A 17015-nucleotide genomic window follows, 5' to 3' on the forward strand; every position below is an offset into this window, starting at 1 on the left:
AGAAATGAAATTTGATATCAAACTACTGATCGGAGCTTCCGCAATCGCGCTCTTGTCACTGTCGGGCACGGCTTCGGCGCAAGACTGCCCGCGCGGTGATCTGGATGCGCGGTTCTGTGATGCCGATGGCGATCTGATCGCGGATATCCCCGCTGATCCTGCCGATCAGATTGATCCTGATACTCTGATCTTTGCCTACACCCCGGTTGAAGACCCTGCCGTATACAAAACTGCTTGGTCAGACTTTCTTGATCATCTGAAAGCGGAAACTGGCAAAGACGTTGTTTTCTTTCCAGTTCAGAACAACGCGGCCCAGATTGAGGCCATGCGTTCGGGGCGTCTGCATATTGCGGGCTTCAATACCGGTTCAAACCCGTTGGCCGTGAACTGCGCCGGGTTCAGGCCCTTCACGATCATGGCGTCGAAAGACGGAAACTTCGGATACGAGATGGAGATCATCACCTATCCCGGTTCAGGCATCGAAAAGGTTGAGGATATCAAGGGCAAGCAATTGGCCTTTACTTCTCCTACTTCGAACTCGGGCTTCAAAGCGCCCTCGGCGATCCTGAAAAGCGATTTTGATCTGCTTCCCGAACGCGATTTTGAGCCGGTTTATTCGGGCAAACACGACAACTCGATCCTGGGTGTCGCAAACAAGGACTATTTGGCTGCCTCGATCGCTAATTCGGTCAAATCGCGGATGATCTCGCGCGATGTGATCAACGAAGACGACGTCATCACGATCTACAAGTCGCAGACCTTCCCGACGACAGGCTTTGGAACCGTGTACAACCTGACGCCGGAGCTACAGGAGAAAATCCGCAATGCCTTCTTCAGCTTCGACTGGGAGGGAACGACGCTTGAGGCTGAGTTCTCGAAATCGAATGAAGGTCAGTTCCTTGAGATGACCTATCAGGAGTTCTGGGACGTCATCCGCAAGATCGACGCGGCTAACGGCGTTTCCTACGCCTGCCAGTAATCGATACTACATCCAACGGGCCCTGCGGGGCCCGTTACCACCCGAACCGGGGGCATAAATGCTGCGGCTTCAAAAGCTTACAAAAACTTATAAAACCGGCGATCAGGCCCTGAAGGCGATCGATCTAGATGTGCCAAAGGGCCAGGTTCTGGCGCTGATCGGGCCTTCTGGTGCTGGCAAATCCACCATGATCCGCTGCATTAACCGTTTGGTTGAACCCACAAGTGGCGAGGTTCTGCTGGACGACGTGGACCTGGTCAAACTCGGCTCGGGCGCGCTGCGGAAAGCACGTCGTGAAATGGGGATGATCTTTCAGGAATACGCACTGGTTGAACGCCTGACTGTCATGGAAAATGTACTGTCGGGACGGCTGGGATATGTTGGGTTTTGGCGGAGCTTCCTGCGACGTTACCCCCAGTCTGACGTGGATGATGCATTCCGCCTGCTGGATCGCGTGGGTCTGTTGCATATGGCCGACAAACGCGCGGACGAACTGTCAGGTGGTCAGCGTCAGCGGGTTGGAATATGCCGGGCGCTAATCCAAAATCCCAAGCTTCTGCTGGTCGATGAACCGACCGCCTCACTGGACCCAAAAACCAGCCGTCAGATCATGCGCTTGATTACCGAGCTGTGTCAGGAACGCGGATTAGCCGCGATAATCAACATTCATGACGTGGCCCTTGCGCAAATGTTCGTACCGCGCGTCGTTGGCCTACGCTTTGGTGAAATCGTATTTGACGGCCTCCCCTCTGGGCTTACGCCTGACAAGTTGACCGAAATCTATGGCGAAGAAGACTGGGAAGCGACCATAGAGAAAGTTGAAGACGACGAAGAGATCGAGGCCGCGGAATGAGCCATCCCGAACTTGATGACCTGCTGGGCAAAGGCTGGCGGAAACCGGCCTTCGTCAAAAACGCCTTACTGCGCTGGACCTTGATCGTTGGATTCGTCGCCTATCTGATTGCGGCATTTATGACCATCGAGGTGGATTGGGGCCGGGTTTATGAAGGCTTGGATCGCGGTTGGGCTTTTGTCCTTGCTTTCACAAGCCCGGATTTCATATCGCGCTGGAGCGATATCTGGAGCGGTCTTCTCGAGAGCATCGTGATGACGGTTGCAGCGTCGGTGGTGGGCATCCTGATATCGATCCCGATCGGACTGGGCGCTGCACGCAATATTTCGCCTCTCCCGGTCTATGTGATCTGCCGGGGCATTGTTGCGATCAGCCGCGCCCTGCAAGAGATCATCGTCGCCATTCTTCTGGTTGCCATCTTTGGGTTCGGACCTTTGGCCGGCTTCCTGACACTGTCCTTCGCCACTATCGGTTTCCTGTCCAAGCTCTTGGCTGAAGACATCGAGGCCATGGACAAAGTGCAGGCCGAGGCGATCAAAGCCTCGGGCGCGCGATGGATGCAATGGATCAACTACGGCGTGCAGCCACAGGTCATGCCGCGACTGGTCGGGCTGTCGATGTACAGGATCGATATCAACTTTCGCGAAAGTGCAATTCTTGGGCTTGTGGGGGCCGGCGGCATTGGGGCCACGCTGAATACGGCGTTTGACCGTTATGAGTATGACACTGCGGCAGCCATTCTGATCCTGATCATCGGGATCGTCATGGCGCTCGAATACCTCTCGGGTATCATCCGCGCGAGGGTCCAGTAATGCCAGTGCTTGAACATGAAGGTACGCAAATCTGGCGCAGACGCACGACCGGTCAAAGCCTTGTGCGTTGGTTTTGCTGGCTGTTGGGTGTGGCGGTCTTTGTCTACTGCTGGCAGATCATCTCGGCCTCGACGACATGGTTCTTTGTGTGGGACGCACCCCGGATCGCGAACGATATCTGGACCCGCGCGACACCACCAAAGTGGGATTACATCACGCAGTTAGGCCGCCCGATCTGGGACACGCTGAACATCGCCACACTTGGTACGATCATTGCGCTGTTCCTTGCCGTACCGGTCGCCTTTCTGGCCGCCCGCAACACCACGCCGTCGGCCGTGTTCATCCGCCCCATCGCGTTACTGATCATCGTCTCAACCCGCTCGATCAACTCGCTAATCTGGGCGCTTTTGTTAATCGCAATCATTGGACCCGGAGTATTCGCAGGTGTTATCGCCATAGCCATTCGTTCGATCGGCTTCTGCGCCAAGCTTCTCTATGAAGCCATCGAGGAAATTGATCACACCCAAGTCGAAGCCATCACCGCCACCGGCGCATCCCGCTGGCAGGTCATGGCATATGGAATCGTCCCGCAAATATTGCCCGCCTTTGCCGGGATCGCCGTATTCCGCTGGGACATCAATATTCGCGAGTCTACGGTTCTTGGCCTTGTGGGCGCAGGCGGCATTGGGCTGCAATTGTCGGCGTCGCTGAACGTTCTGGCATGGCCGCAGGTCAGCCTTATCCTGATCGTCATTCTGATTGCCGTCATGATCAGCGAATGGGTGTCTGCCAAAGTACGAGGGGCAATTATTTGAGCCGCTTCACGACCCAAGAGGCTTTCGAAGCCTACGAGGCCGTTCGGCATCGACTTCCGGCTGCTGAACCGGCTGTTCAATCCTATCAGCATGCGAACACTTTGATGGATATTGCTGAAGGCTTCGATGTATTCCTTCTGGATGCGTTCGGTGTCCTCAATATCGGCGAGACTGCAATTCCCGGTACAGCCGCGCGGATTGATCAGCTCAAAGCCATGGGTAAACGCGTTCTGGTCGTCTCGAATGCAGCTGGTCACCCTCATGCGGCGCTCGTCGAGAAATACGCCCGGCTGGGATATGATTTTGCGTCAGAGGATATCATCACAAGCCGCGCAACACTGCTGGCAGAGCTGGGCGGTCAACGCGCGCTGCATTGGGGTTTGATGGCAACACCCAGCACCGGCCTTCGCGATCTGGAAGATTTGAACCTGACTTATCTCGATGACGATCCCGAGCCCTATGACTCGGTTGAGGGGTTTCTGATGATCGGCTCAGCCGTCTGGTCCGAGGCACGTCAGGCTCATTTGGAAGCAGCCCTGCTAAAACGCCCGCGTCCGGTATTGGTTGGAAATCCGGACATAGTCGCACCGCGCGAGCACGGGTTTTCAGACGAACCCGGTCTGTTCGCGCACCGTCTTGCCGATCGAACCGGCGTTGTACCCGAATTCTTCGGCAAACCATTTGAGAATATTTTTGACTTGGCTTTCAAGCGACTTGGCCGGGTCGATAAAACTCGCGTGCTTATGGTTGGTGACAGCTTGCATACCGACATATTGGGGGCGCATGCTGCCGGAATCGCCTCGGCCCTGATTTCGGGGTACGGTTTTTTCGCAGGGCATGATGTCGATGACGCAATCACACAGGCGCAAATCATGCCGGATTTCGTTGTGAACCGACCATAATCTGATCAGGCCTGCTTAGTTCCGCTTCAAATCCAAGCGCCCGCCCGTGCTTTTCAATACTCGCCATGTGATCAATTCGCGAAGGCATCACAGGTCGTTGTTGGCTCATCGCTTCCCAAATACTGAACCCTGCGCCCTTCATCGAAGGTTGGACTGCCCAACGCACATGCGATCTCCAAGCTCAACCTGTCCCAAACCCGAACATCACCGGCTTCGCTGGTTGTCGCAAAAGAATGTCCGTCAGGTGCAAGCGCGATACGCCAGGTCGGGCCTGCATGAATCTTTTCGACAGGCATGAGCCGACGGTGCGTCGCGGTATCCCACCAATGCAGTTCCCCAGATCGGTCGATTGCCACCAAGGTTGCCTCATCCGCCAAAAAGGCAACATCTGTCGCCCCACCCTTATGGCCACCATAAGCGGCAAGCTCTTCGCCGGTTTCAACATCCCACACCTTTACCACCTCATCGCTGGAAGCAGTTGCAGCCTGTGTGCCATCACGACTGAAAGCAACACTCCAAAGCGTGTTGTCATCAGCTTCAATCACTCTGATCAACTGACCGTCGCCAATCGACCAAATATAGACCTTACCATCCACCGAGGCCGCTGCCAGCATGCCGCCATCTTCAGAGACGGCGACACGATTTGCCTGAATGTCAGCGGGCGCAAAGCTCTTGACCAAATCAGCCTCTGAGATATCGATTTGCAGCACTCCATCTCCTGTCGCCACAAAGACCTCTAGACCTGACCCCGGCATGATCGACCAGACGGGAGCCTGCCCCAGATCGAGTTGATTTTTCAGCCGCATGGCAGCCATGTCCCAGATTTTCAAGCCGCCTTCGCGATCACCAGTCACCATGGTTTTGCCATCCAGCGAGAAAGAGATCGCCCACACCTGGCTTTCATGCCCCTTCAGCTGCATGGGTTTCATGGAAGCCCCCATCTTCCAGACCCAGATATTCCCCTCACTGTCACCGATGGCTATAGACTTTGCATCCGGCGTATAAGCGATGCCCAGCGCCTTTGCCCCGTTCTGCAAAACAAGCGTGTCTTTGCCGCCGGGGTCGATCCCAATCCGCCAGAGACGTACCTGCTGATCCCGGCCCAAAGTCGCCAGCAACGGGGCATTTTGGGCGACTTCAAGGTCCACAACCCTCTGACTGTGCGCTTGCACCACGTCGCCAACACTTTCCATGTTTGAATTTTCCAATCGCAGCGTTCCGTCTGCCCCTGCCCCTACCAGCAGATTGTCCGGCGCGGTAAATGCTGCTGCTACGATATCGGTACTATCTGAAAAACGATCAACAATTGGAGAACCATCCGGAAAACCAATCGTCGTGACCTTCCCGTTCGTATGGGATACCGCGAATGTTCTCCCGTCGCGGCTGAAGGACAGGTGATCGGGGTCAGGCCCCAGCGGACCGCCCGGTATCGGCGGAAATGCAGGCGTAGCCTTTGCGTCGACCCAGCCGAATATGCCACCATCGACATTTCCGGCTACAAGTCCTTCTGAAACGGGCGAAAACGCGACCTTTTTGAAGCCCAGCGGCATTTTCGCCAATGGCTCCCCAATTTGCATTCCATTGGAAACGTTCCAGAGGCGAACGGTCCCGTCACCGGTCGCCGACGCGATACGCTTGCCGGTGGAATCAAAGGCCACGCCAAATGCGACGTCATTGCCAGAGAACAGTGTCGTGATCGGGCCGTATCTGGCCGAACCAACATTCCAAAGGCGGACATCCCCATCCGTTGCCGCTGAAACCAGCAACTCTCCATCGGGAGAGAATGCAACATCCCTTATCCCGCCGGAATGCCCCACCAGTTCAGCAATAACCGCTCCGCCGGATTCAGCCCTATGAACCACGATGCGCCCATCACGCAATCCAACCGCAACACGCGTACCGGATGCATCAATAGCCATCGTCTGCGCGTCACCAACCGTAAACGGGCTGCCCAGTGGGACAAGCCCACCCTCACCCAGATTTTGCCGAGCCATCAGCATCGCCGCCCTCGCTTCTGATGTCGAACCAGCAGTTTCGGCTCGGACAATCGCTTCGGCGCTGAGTGACAGGGCTAGCAAGGGATCTGTATCCGATAACCCGTTCGCCGCAGCGCCTAGCGCCCTTGCGAACCTTTCATTGGCTTCAGCTGTTGCGGCAACGGCCATCTGTCTGTTGCTTTCGGCAAGGTTGGACGCGCGGATAGCCAAGAAAGACGAAACCGTTGCGCCAATGGCCAGCAAGGCAAGGGCAGCAACGGCAACTTGATTGATACGTCGACGCCGACGCCGGCGCATTTTGGATGCAGCCTGCGCTTGGTCACGCGCATCTCGTGCAGCGCCCAGAAATTCCCGCTCTAACGCACCGAGGATATTCTGGTTCTTCACCGACCATTCTTCAGCCGACAACAACCTTGTGCCGCGATAAAGTAAATCGGGCTCGCGATTTTCAACATCCCACTCTGCAGCGTCATGCTGAATACGCTGACGCATGCGCAGATCATCGCGGCTTTCTTCGATCCATGAATTAAGTCGCGGCCATGTACGCAGCAGCGCCTCATGCGCAATCTGAACATTTTTGTCATCCAGCGTCAGCAACCGCGCATCTGTCAAAGCTTCAACGACCCGCCGCGTTGTGTCCGGGTCCGAGTCGCGCTCGATCTCATCTATCGGCAACAACCGCCGTGTGTCCGGTGTCCCCTCGCCGGGCGTAACCAGACGCAAGAATAGCCGCCGGGTTGCTTCTTGCTGAACTTTGTCAAAAACGTCTGTAAAAAGTGTCTCTGCTGTCTGGCTGATTGCCCCTGTGACACCACCGGACTGACGGTAGCCGTCCAGAGACATGACCGCACCTTTACGTCGGCTCCATGTTTCATACAGAGAATGCGCCACCAGCGGGAGCGAACCCGCTTCGCGCCCGGCCTCATCAACGATCGCATCAATAAGGGACCTGTCCATGTGCAAACCAGCTGCATGTGCCGGTTCGCTGATTGCGCGGCGCAGCTCGGGCCGTGTCATCGGCCCGACCAAAAACTGGTTTTCCGAGATTCGATCCGCAAGCCACGGTATCTCTGCACAGGATGCATAAAAGTCCGCACGGATTGTCAGCACGATACGAACACGGCTATCTGCGGGGTCTGTCATAGCTGACAAAGCTTCGATGAACTTGCTTCTGCGTTCCTGTTTGACCAGCGTGAACAATTCTTCGAACTGATCAATGCAGATCAACAACTCTCCTTCATTCGCGGTGGCCAAACGGCGCGCCGCACTCGGATAGGCGATGAAGTCGTTGAGCGAGACCTGAGCCGTAAGGTGAGAATTGTCGCCGATGAGTTGAAAGTACAAATCGGTCATTGGATCGCGCCCGGGGGTAAAAACACAAACGCGCCAGTTTTCGCTACCGGATATCGCGTTGGCAGCGATCGCTGGCAGCAGCCCTGCTCGCAGAACGGATGATTTACCACTGCCGGATGAGCCACCCAGAACCAATATCCGGCTCTGTTGAAGCCGGGTCACAAGTTCCTCAACAAGATCCTCGCGTCCAAAGAAATAGTCGGAATCCTCTGGCTGGAACGCGGCGAGCCCTTTGTAGGGGCATTCCACCCTACTTTCCGATATCTGCGTCACCGCTTCGGATGCGGCCTCTCGCCGGTCACGATCCAACGCATCATTCATTGCACTGCGCCAGGACACCATATCCAGAAAACGCGCCTGCGGGTCCATTGCCATCCCGTGCTCAATGCAATCGCGCCACATTTCCGGCAGGCTGGAAAGATACTCGGTAACGCGATGGAATGGCGGCGGCGCCTTTCCCGTCAGGACATGCCACATCAGCGCGCTGGCCGAATAGATGTCGGTCATCGGCGTCACGGGTTGCCCGTGCTCAGCTTGTTCTGGCGCTTGATAGAGCGGTGTCCCAGCCATCATGGTCGCGCCGGTCACACCGATCGCTAAATCCTTCGCAATACCGAGATCCGCCAGAAAAACCCTCTCGTCTAGGCCGACCAAAGCATCAGAAACCGTCGTGCTGTTATCGTCTTTGGACCGCTTCACTCGTTGCAGAAGGACATTTGCGGGTTTGACGTCCCGATGCACGACATTCGCGTCGTGAACCGCAGACAAGCCATCTGCCATTGCATCAATCAGTATTTCCACACCTTCACGTTTGGCCAAAGCAGCGGGGCTTAGACGCTTTAGTCGGTCGGCCAATGTGCCGCGATCCGCGTAGTCCATGACAAAATAGGGCCGCCCGTCCTCCAAACGCCCCACGTCATGCACGGAGACAACGCGCGGAGATCGAATGCGCCGCAAAAGACGGGCTTCTTCGAGAAAATGGGTGATGACTTTGTCATTGGTCGCAAGGTTGGCGTGCAGAATCTTGAGGGTTACCGGAACCTCCAACTCGTCATCCCGCGCAAGGACAACCGCCGCGAACCCACCGCTCGCGATTTCACGGTCAACAGCGTAACGGCCGATGAACGCAGGAAAAGTCATGATATTCTTGGCGCTTCAGAGGTGCTCTTGCACATCCACGCAATGATACTTGGTCGCATCCAATATGTTGTGGTCCCTATCGGCAGCAGTAACGCACAGTGTCGTCCCTCCCTCGCGTGCCGATGTCGAGGCCGCCTCCTTCGTCACATAGCTTGGGTAATCATCGTGCCGATGCCACCTGCCCTGAACGGCATTGAATTCGCTTTGGGCATTTCTGCCGACTTGCTCAACGGAATAGCTTTCGCCCCACCATGTATGGAAATGGTTCTTCGATACGTCCGGAGTGAAATTCGCGTCATAGTTTACAAGCAGTTCGTCGCCCTCTTTGGCGACCGATACAATCTGCACCTCACATCCATCCACAGGGCAGGCATTGGGCATCGCTGACTGGGCAGTTGCATCAGCACCAAACAAGAGTGTAGCTGCACCCAGGATCAGAGCGCCCTGACGAAGCTGGTTTCCTGAAGTATTCAATGACATCATACCCTCCCAATCTTGGTTGAAATACGCAATTGGTGCCGATTCTAGCACAATCGCGAGTTTCTTTCTGAGACTTTCACCACAGAAGCCAGAATTCAGGCGTGCCACGTCGTTTATCGGCGGACGACCTCAAACTCTAATGGGCGCGCATCAGAGTGCAAAATTGATAGTGCAGGCGATATCAGCCCGCTATCGGCCAGCATTATGTTCTCGCGCTTAAGCTGGATTTCACGCGCATTCTCGAATTGTACGTAAGTTCCCGACGAACTGCGATCCGCCAGCATCAGCTTCCCGCCTTTCATGCTGAGTACCGCATGCAGTCGCGAAACCCACGGCTCAGGCAGGATGACATCGCATTGACTGGATCTGCCGATCGTTAGCTCCCCGCCTTCCCGACACCGCCAGGTATGATCGTCGTGATAAAGAATGAGCGCAAAGCTTTCATTCTGTTGCATGCCCTCAGATCCGCTGGCCGTCTGCGTCGGCAGATGCATCACGGTGCTTAACCCGTCCGTTGAGGCCAGGACTGAATAAGCTTTGACCGGTTCACTCACACCTTTCAGGCGAAGCGATCCGATTGGGGTGAGCATCTGGAGACTTTCGGGGCTTAGATCCTTGGCGACGCTTTCGCTGACACAAGCTTCACCCGGATTGGCCGCGGCCGCCAAACGTGCGGTCAGATTAACTGTTTCGCCAAATATCCCATTATCGCCAATAACAACAGGACCTTGATGAACACCCGCGTGGACCGACAGTAATGTTCCAGGCGGTTTCTGAATCATCTCTACAACCGCGTTTACGGCGGCCTCGGGTTCCTTGAAATAGGACAAGACGTCATCGCCTTTCTGCCCCACAGGAACTCCGCCAAACCCAAGTAGAACCTCACGCAATCGATCGATTTCAAACTGAATCAACTGCTGTGCCTGATCGTCCCCCATTTCTTCGTAGAACGGAGTGCTGTCAGAAATGTCAGCAATTATGGTCGTGACGAGCTTGGTTTCCACGGTGCTACTCGCAATTTGCTTGTCCGGAACGGCAAACCCTATTTGGGATCATAAACATAACCTATACCCCGCACGGTTCTGATGATTTCCGGCTTTTCCGGGTTGGTTTCAAGCTTCCGGCGCAGTCTGGATATTCTGATATCAATGCTGCGATCGAACGGATCCCAGGACCGGTCGTGCGCTTGTTCTAGCAACTGATCACGGTTCAAAACACGCCCTTTGTTTTCAGCAAACACCTTGAGCAGACTATACTCCATCGCCGTTAGCGGGACCTCGGATCCATCCGGCGCAAGAAGTTTGGCTGCCTCTTTATCCAGCGTGTAGTCGCCAAAAAGGGCCAAATTGCCTTCGGAGGCATCTGCAGGCAGACTTTCGTTGATGGCCCCTCGGCGCAATAGGGCCTTGATCCGCGCTTCCAGTTCCCGAAGATCAACCGGCTTTCCAAGATAGTCATCTGCCCCCATCTCAAGCCCGATGATCCGGTCCACTACATCGCCTGCTGCAGTCAACATGATCACGGGCGTCGTGTTTTCAGGACGAAGCGATCTGAGGATCGAAAGACCGTCTTCCTTTGGCATATTGATATCCATGATCATGACATCAACAGCACGAGAGGAGATGACAGACCGGAGCTCTTCTCCGCCAGCGGCTGCAGAAACCTCGTACCCGCGTTTGCTCAGATATTCCTGAAGCATCTCGCGCACGTCGATCTCGTCATCGCAAACCAGGATATGGGTTTTCTGGTCATTCATCCGTTTGATCCTTTTGATCGGCGAGCAGCTTTCCGACAAGTATTCTCAGTTCCGAAGGCGAGACGGGTTTTTCCAGATAGGGCAGACCGGATTCCTTCAGCAGTCCCAATGAGCTTTCACCCATGGTGTCCCCGGTGATGTATGCTGTCCGGGTCAGCATTTTCGGAAAACGCGCCACCAGCGCCTCATAAATCTTGCGTCCGTCAACACCGGGCATGTTCATATCACTTAGGAATACATCGTAGTTGGCGGACTGCAGTTGCCTGAGCGCCTCTTCCCCTGAGGTAACGAAATCAACGTGAAAGCCATCCTTCCGCAGTATCTCGGCATTGATCTCACCCACTTCGACCTCATCATCCACGACCAATGCACGGTGCTTGGCAAAATTCGCGGCGGGTTCGGGTTTTTCTTCAGCCACATCATTTTGCATCTTTGCGACGGGCAGAGTTATCCGGAAGCAGGTGCCGGACACTGCGGCCTGATCAAGCCTGATCTGACCGCCATGGGACAGAATGATCCGGTGACAGAAAGCAAGCCCGATCCCGGTGCCGTCACCCACCTCCTTTGTGGTGAAGAACGGCTCGAAGATACGTGCGCGTATGGCTTTAGGGATACCGGGGCCATTGTCCTGAACCGTGATCTCAACCATTCCGGTGTCAGGCTTGACCTCGGCAGACAGCATGATCTGGTCGCCGATGCCGGATGCGGTCATGGCCTGCTCGGCATTGATGATAAGATTCAAGACGACTTGCGTAAGCTGGTCCGCATCCCCGGCAACTGCGGGCAGGTCTTCTGGCACACTTTGCTCAATGCGAATTTCGCCTGATGAGCTACCGTACCCGGCGACATCCGCAGCTGTTTCGATCATGCTGGGAACATCAACCTGCTCGATCTTGCTGGGCTGCTGACGCGCCATCGCCAGAAAGGTCTTTACAATCTTCGCGCAGCGTTCTGCAGCATTGCCGATTTTTTCAATCCTGACACCGAGGTCGGGGTCGGAAATTTCTTCCTTCAGCATCAACGAATGACCCACAACAACCGACAATGGATTGTTAAGCTCATGCGCCACACCCGCGAGTAGTTCGCCAAGCGCAGACATCTTTTCGTTCTGGAACAGCAGCTCTCGTTGCTTTTCAAGCTCAGCCTCAATGGCCAATTCATCGGTCAGATCGCGGGTATTGGAAACGATTACTTCTTCACCATTGAACTCGATCAGCCGTGAAGAATCCGCCCCCCAGAACTTTCGTCCGCTTGCATCGACGAACTCCATACGCCGATCCTTAAGCGCCCCCGCTTGCCGGAGGTCTTTCAGGTACCGTTGGCGCTCATTCGGATCCGCATAGTAGGATTTCGAACTTTCTGCATCACCAAACAGCGCCTTTATCTCGGGCGTAGCAAACAGCACCTCGCCGGTGTCGGCATGCGTCATGTTGATGGCTGCTGGATAAGCCTCCATGACCTGACGGATCAAGGCATCAGCCTCTTTCTGGACGGTTAGATCGATCACGCTGGTCACGATGACTTCTTCGCCTTTGTAATCGATCAATTGAGACGAAATCGACGCAGGGAAGGTTTTGCCAGCCGCATTAATCAAGTCGAGCTTGTAGTCATCGACACGACCATCGGCCAGAAGCTGGGTTACAAAATCCGCGCGCTCTTCCGGCTTTTGATAATGCTGTTTTGCAGATTTGGAAGGTCCGAACATCTGCAGCGCAGCAGGCGTGCGATACAAGATCTGTCCATCACCAATCCGCGCCATAGTTACGATTGCCGAACTGGCATCCAGCACCTTTCGGATCAATAGATCGCCGTCGCGCTCTTCGACCTCGGCTTGTTTGCGTTCGGTGATATCCTCACGCGTGACGACAAATCCGCCGAACTTGGTGGGATGAACAGAAACCAGGTAGGTGCGCCCATCCGTTTCCATCAGCTCAAAGTCTTGGATGAACTCGACCCCATTAGCCAACCGGTCCGAAACCCACTGCTGTTCATTGCCGATGGCCTCGGCGTAAATTCCCCGGCGCGCCGTCTCGCGCATCAGGATTTCCCAGTCCAGTCCGGGTTGCAGCAGGTCGGCAACCCCCTTGTTCATCTCGGCATATCGTTGATTGAACAGGACAAGGCGGCGATCATCATCATAGAGGGCGAACCCTTCTTTGAGAGATTCAATCGCATCACGAAGAAGGTCCCTCGCCTTCTCGATTTCTTCAAATTCGTTCGTCATGCCCATCGTCATCCTGAATTTTTAGGATACCATTGTTTCAATGCCATTTCAAAATCAGCATCGCGTGTTTCAATTGTTTCAATAGGTGCCAACTCAGCCAAGTACCGGCCGATAAACCTGTTTGTTTTTGAGCCGGATAGCAAGTTGTGTGACCTGCTTCACAGAGCAACAACTGAAACACTTGGCACCGCTTCCAGACATCACAATGAAACATAGAAAGGTCAGTTATTGCCCATCTTAAGTGCGATTGGGTAAGAACGATGACTATTTCTTTTAGAACTACTGAAATGATTAACGCACCTATTTTTGCGTTGCATTCTTCGGCGTCCAATAGTGGGCAATGGAACCAACTGGCGGCGGATCTGGAAGGTCGCTTTAGTGTTCACGCTGTTGATCTTCCCGGGTACGGTCGTAGCCCGTTGACTGGAGATAACTCTCAAAACGGTGCGGCGTTTTCTGCCATACCGGTAATCCGCGAAATCGAAGCGCTGGGACGCCCCGTGCATCTGGTTGGGCATTCCAACGGCGGAGGCGTCGCCATCAAGGTCGCGTTGATGCGTCCTGATCTTGTCAAAAGCCTGACGGTATATGAGCCTGCAGCCTTTCATTTTCTGCAGGCTGGCAATGATGTCAGCAAGAAACTGTTCGGGCAAATCCAGCTTCTCGCGGGTGTGGTGAGCGCCGCAGCAGCGGATGGCGATGCCGCTGCTGGTATGCATCACTTTTTGGATTTCTGGAACGAGAAGGGGTTTTGGAACTCGCTGCCCGCGCAGGCCCGAGACCGGTTCATTGGGATGATCCCATCAGTCATGTCTGATTTTGCAAAAGGTTTTGCTGAAACCTGGCAACTGAAGGACCTGTCCAAGCTTGATATACCGACGTTGGTAATGACTGGTTTGGAGTCACCTGAGATTGCGCAGCACGTCTCGGTTGAGATCGCGAAGGCTTTGCCCAATGCGCGGATCGCGTTGCTGCCCGAGCTGGGCCATATGGCGCCGGTCTTCCAGCCCGAATGGATCAACTCAAGGATTTTCGAACACGTGGCCAATGTGGAGCGGCCCGTTGAAACTGTCAGCTGGCCAGAACGTCAAGCTGCCTGACCGGGGCCGCATTTAGCAATGCGGCCTTCATCAAACCACTGCTACATCAAAAGGAGCAATATCATGGGTATTCAAACATCGATCAACGCCACCACAGACTTTGCGGCAATCAAAGCAAAGCAAAACGTCGCCTGGGGCTCCGGCGACTACAGCAAAGTGGGTGTCACGCTGCAAATCACGGGCGAGGAACTGGCTGAAAGCATGGATCTGATGCCCGGTTCCAAGGTACTGGATGTTGCCGCCGGGAATGGTAATGCCACCCTGGCCTTCGCCCGGCGCTTTTGTGATGTTACATCGACCGACTATGTAGAAGCCCTGCTGGACGCCAGCAGCCAGCGCGCCAAAGCGGAAGGTCTGTTCGTGACCTACAAGGTTGCCGACGCCGAAAACCTGCCTTTCGATGATCAATCCTGCGACGCGGTGGTTTCGACGTTCGGCGTGATGTTCACACCGAACCAACAACAATCAGCAGCAGAGCTGCAACGGGTCGTCAAAAGCGGCGGCAAGATTGGTCTGGCCAACTGGACGCCTGACAGCTTCATCGGCCTTCTGTTCAAAACGATCGGTAAACATGTGCCTCCACCTGCTGGCGTAAGCTCTCCGGCTTTGTGGGGCAGCCGGGACTGGATTGAAGATTCCTTCGGATCGCACAGCACCATCGTTTCGTTCCGACGCAAGAACTTCATGTTCCGCTACCGTTCAGCCGAACACTTCCTAGAGTACTTTCGGACTTTCTATGGCCCGATGCAAAAGGCCTTCGATGCACTGGACGCATCGGGACAAGAGGCGCTGCAGCGCGATATCATGGCCCTGATCGAGAAGTTCGATATCTCAGGCAATGACACACTTTGCATCTCATCCGAGTACGCTGAAATTGTCATGCAGCGCGGTTGAGATCGTGAATCACTGGCTCATCGTTCTTTGACCCAACCGCCAGAGAACGATGAAGATCACCCGGTGTAGTCGATCCACCATTTTCTTGGTATTAGTTTGTTTAAGGGGGATTTTGTTATGGCCGAGCGCACACTTTATGAAAAGTACGGTGGGTTTTCACAGATCAGCAAGATCGTGTTCTCGTTCTATGACATCCTGCTGGACAATGACGAGGTTGGACCATTCTTCGACAACGTGGATATGAGCCGCATGGTCGACCATCAGACCAAGTTCATAGCGTCGCTCCTTGGTGGTCCGGCCTCCTACACCGACAATCAACTGCGCCAGTTACACTCTCATCTCGCAATTACGGATGACCATTTCGATGAGTTGGAGGTCGTGCTCCGTGATGCTTTGCAAAGACACGGCGTGGATGCCGAGGATATCGATATCGTTGTCGCGGAATTCAGTAAACGTCGCCCCTTGATTGTTGGATAAATCATGACCATCGAAGCCATCAATGAACAGCTCCTTCGCGCGATTGGTGTGGGCGTTGCCCTACTGGACCGTCAATCGCTGAAGTTTGGGTTCCGCAATGATACGTTTGACGAGTGGTTCAGTGCCGATGGCCCTTCAGTCCAATTGCAGCAGCTCTTTCCTGATCTGGATATCGACACAGTGCAAACAAGCCTGTCCGGCACCGGGCGACATACATCAGAAATCACGTTCAAAAAGAAACGCCGCACACTGGTGATCGCACTCGATTTCACGGTCGCGCATGACGATGTGCTGGTTCTGGTATGTCAGAACATCACCCGTATCAAAGAGCTGGAGTCCATGATCGACTCCTATTCGATGATGGTGGAACGGAACACGCGCGAGTTGAAGCGGGAAAAGGAGCAGGTTGAAAAACTGCTGCTAAATCTGATGCCCCGGTCGGTCTACGAAGAGTACAAGACTTTCGGCGTGGTCACGCCACAACTCTATGATCCCGTCTCCGTCCTGATGCTCGATTTCGTGGGGTTCACGGATATGGTCGCCTCGCAGGACCCAAGCGTCACGGTCACCGAACTGAATGATATCTACAGCGCGTTCGATCGCATAGGTGAGCAATTCGGTTGCGAACGGATCAAGACGATCGGAGACGCATATATCACCGTCGCTGGTCTGCCCGATCCGACTCCGGATCACGCCAAGGCAATCGCAAACACAGCCATTCGTTTCGTACGCTATTTGACCCGCCGAAACCTGAGCCATCCGCATCAGTGGCGGTGCAGAATTGGACTGGCCACGGGATCGGTAGTCGGGTCGGTCGTTGGCATCCAGAAGTATGTGTACGATATCTTTGGTCCGGCTGTGAATCTGGCCTCCAGACTTCAGGAATTCTCTGACCCGATGCAGATTTCAGTCCAGGACGAAGTCGCGCAGGTCCTCAAAGATCAGTTTGACCTTGAGAATGTCGGCGCGCGAACAATCCGTGGGTTTGGAGAGCAAGACATCTGGCGCTTGTCCGACGATAGCTGAGCGTCAATGCCCGCTGTAATCCTTTGTTCGCACTAAATGGTGACTGATCACTGCAGTGAATACAGTAGGCTGTTTAAACAGCCCCAAAAACTACTGATTTTGATCCCGAAATAAACAGCTAAGGCTCGTGTCGGAACCGGCTGGAGAGTGGCGGTTCTGTCAGCTGAATTCGAACCGGTCTCAGTTTGCCACGGAAGCCGCGAACCT

The 17015-nt window shown here is 54.7% G+C and carries 14 protein-coding genes; 9 read left to right on the forward strand and 5 right to left on the reverse strand.

Features of this window, described 5'->3' with window-relative positions; translation table 11 throughout:
* Positions 1-4: 4 nt before the first annotated feature.
* Genes phnD through AC2TEM_RS19755 form a run of 5 tightly spaced genes read left to right on the forward strand, consistent with a single transcriptional unit; the run spans position 5 to position 4361 of the window.
* A complete protein-coding gene (phnD, locus tag AC2TEM_RS19735; RefSeq protein WP_170396240.1) occupies positions 5-979 on the forward strand; it encodes a phosphate/phosphite/phosphonate ABC transporter substrate-binding protein in 975 nt (324 codons plus the stop codon).
* Positions 980-1037: 58 nt separating this feature from the next.
* On the forward strand, positions 1038-1832 hold the full coding sequence (gene phnC, locus AC2TEM_RS19740; RefSeq protein ID WP_170396238.1) for a phosphonate ABC transporter ATP-binding protein: 795 nt from the start codon (positions 1038-1040) through the stop codon (positions 1830-1832).
* The gene (gene phnE, locus AC2TEM_RS19745) at positions 1829-2644 is read left to right on the forward strand and encodes a phosphonate ABC transporter, permease protein PhnE (RefSeq protein WP_170422367.1); all 816 of its coding nucleotides are present in this window, start codon (positions 1829-1831) and stop codon (positions 2642-2644) included. Before phnC ends, phnE (AC2TEM_RS19745) begins: the two co-directional genes overlap by 4 nt.
* Positions 2644-3459 carry a phosphonate ABC transporter, permease protein PhnE gene (gene phnE, locus AC2TEM_RS19750; protein WP_170396234.1) on the forward strand — a complete coding sequence of 272 codons (816 nt, stop codon included), beginning with the start codon at positions 2644-2646 and terminating at the stop codon, positions 3457-3459. Before phnE (AC2TEM_RS19745) ends, phnE (AC2TEM_RS19750) begins: the two co-directional genes overlap by 1 nt.
* The gene (locus AC2TEM_RS19755; RefSeq protein WP_170422369.1) at positions 3423-4361 is read left to right on the forward strand and encodes an HAD family hydrolase; all 939 of its coding nucleotides are present in this window, start codon (positions 3423-3425) and stop codon (positions 4359-4361) included. Before phnE (AC2TEM_RS19750) ends, AC2TEM_RS19755 begins: the two co-directional genes overlap by 37 nt.
* Before the next feature lie 71 nt (positions 4362-4432).
* Here the strand turns inward: AC2TEM_RS19755 and AC2TEM_RS19760 are convergent, their stop codons facing one another.
* From AC2TEM_RS19760 to AC2TEM_RS19780, 5 genes are all read right to left on the reverse strand, one after another.
* On the reverse strand, positions 4433-8851 hold the full coding sequence (locus AC2TEM_RS19760) for an nSTAND1 domain-containing NTPase (protein ID WP_170422371.1): 4419 nt from the start codon (positions 8849-8851) through the stop codon (positions 4433-4435).
* A gap of 15 nt (positions 8852-8866) precedes the next feature.
* The gene (locus AC2TEM_RS19765) at positions 8867-9331 is read right to left on the reverse strand and encodes a hypothetical protein (protein ID WP_170396227.1); all 465 of its coding nucleotides are present in this window, start codon (positions 9329-9331) and stop codon (positions 8867-8869) included.
* A 113-nt stretch (positions 9332-9444) separates the two neighbouring features.
* Positions 9445-10335, reverse strand: coding sequence for an adenylate/guanylate cyclase domain-containing protein (locus AC2TEM_RS19770; protein WP_170396225.1), 891 nt, complete (start codon positions 10333-10335; stop codon positions 9445-9447).
* Positions 10336-10373: 38 nt separating this feature from the next.
* Positions 10374-11087 carry a response regulator gene (locus AC2TEM_RS19775; RefSeq protein WP_170396223.1) on the reverse strand — a complete coding sequence of 238 codons (714 nt, stop codon included), beginning with the start codon at positions 11085-11087 and terminating at the stop codon, positions 10374-10376.
* Positions 11080-13311, reverse strand: coding sequence for an ATP-binding protein (locus AC2TEM_RS19780; RefSeq protein ID WP_480790359.1), 2232 nt, complete (start codon positions 13309-13311; stop codon positions 11080-11082). The genes AC2TEM_RS19775 and AC2TEM_RS19780 overlap by 8 nt, the downstream gene beginning before the upstream one ends.
* 287 nt (positions 13312-13598) lie before the next feature.
* Between AC2TEM_RS19780 and AC2TEM_RS19785 the strand changes: the two genes are divergently transcribed.
* The 4 genes from AC2TEM_RS19785 (at position 13599) to AC2TEM_RS19800 (ending at position 16808) form a co-directional block, all read left to right on the forward strand.
* The gene (locus AC2TEM_RS19785) at positions 13599-14411 is read left to right on the forward strand and encodes an alpha/beta fold hydrolase (protein WP_480790358.1); all 813 of its coding nucleotides are present in this window, start codon (positions 13599-13601) and stop codon (positions 14409-14411) included.
* A gap of 63 nt (positions 14412-14474) precedes the next feature.
* Positions 14475-15305 carry a class I SAM-dependent methyltransferase gene (locus tag AC2TEM_RS19790; protein WP_170422378.1) on the forward strand — a complete coding sequence of 277 codons (831 nt, stop codon included), beginning with the start codon at positions 14475-14477 and terminating at the stop codon, positions 15303-15305.
* Between the two features lie 117 nt (positions 15306-15422).
* Complete coding sequence (locus AC2TEM_RS19795; protein WP_170403431.1) at positions 15423-15782, forward strand: group I truncated hemoglobin; 360 nt, start codon at positions 15423-15425, stop codon at positions 15780-15782.
* Positions 15783-15785: 3 nt separating this feature from the next.
* Positions 15786-16808 carry an adenylate/guanylate cyclase domain-containing protein gene (locus AC2TEM_RS19800; RefSeq protein WP_480856374.1) on the forward strand — a complete coding sequence of 341 codons (1023 nt, stop codon included), beginning with the start codon at positions 15786-15788 and terminating at the stop codon, positions 16806-16808.
* The last annotated feature ends 207 nt before the right edge of the window (positions 16809-17015 follow it).

Source organism: Ruegeria sp. HKCCD3925 (assembly GCF_057221175.1).

Coding starts and splice junctions, on each gene's coding strand:
- phnD (WP_170396240.1), top strand. CDS start 5: ATGAAATTTGATATCAAACTACTGATCGGAGCTTCCGCAATCGCGCTC.
- phnC (WP_170396238.1), top strand. CDS start 1,038: ATGCTGCGGCTTCAAAAGCTTACAAAAACTTATAAAACCGGCGATCAG.
- phnE (WP_170422367.1), top strand. CDS start 1,829: ATGAGCCATCCCGAACTTGATGACCTGCTGGGCAAAGGCTGGCGGAAA.
- phnE (WP_170396234.1), top strand. CDS start 2,644: ATGCCAGTGCTTGAACATGAAGGTACGCAAATCTGGCGCAGACGCACG.
- AC2TEM_RS19755 (WP_170422369.1), top strand. CDS start 3,423: ATGGGTGTCTGCCAAAGTACGAGGGGCAATTATTTGAGCCGCTTCACG.
- AC2TEM_RS19760 (WP_170422371.1), bottom strand. CDS start 8,851: ATGACTTTTCCTGCGTTCATCGGCCGTTACGCTGTTGACCGTGAAATC.
- AC2TEM_RS19765 (WP_170396227.1), bottom strand. CDS start 9,331: ATGTCATTGAATACTTCAGGAAACCAGCTTCGTCAGGGCGCTCTGATC.
- AC2TEM_RS19775 (WP_170396223.1), bottom strand. CDS start 11,087: ATGAATGACCAGAAAACCCATATCCTGGTTTGCGATGACGAGATCGAC.
- AC2TEM_RS19780 (WP_480790359.1), bottom strand. CDS start 13,311: ATGACGAACGAATTTGAAGAAATCGAGAAGGCGAGGGACCTTCTTCGT.
- AC2TEM_RS19785 (WP_480790358.1), top strand. CDS start 13,599: ATGATTAACGCACCTATTTTTGCGTTGCATTCTTCGGCGTCCAATAGT.
- AC2TEM_RS19790 (WP_170422378.1), top strand. CDS start 14,475: ATGGGTATTCAAACATCGATCAACGCCACCACAGACTTTGCGGCAATC.
- AC2TEM_RS19795 (WP_170403431.1), top strand. CDS start 15,423: ATGGCCGAGCGCACACTTTATGAAAAGTACGGTGGGTTTTCACAGATC.
- AC2TEM_RS19800 (WP_480856374.1), top strand. CDS start 15,786: ATGACCATCGAAGCCATCAATGAACAGCTCCTTCGCGCGATTGGTGTG.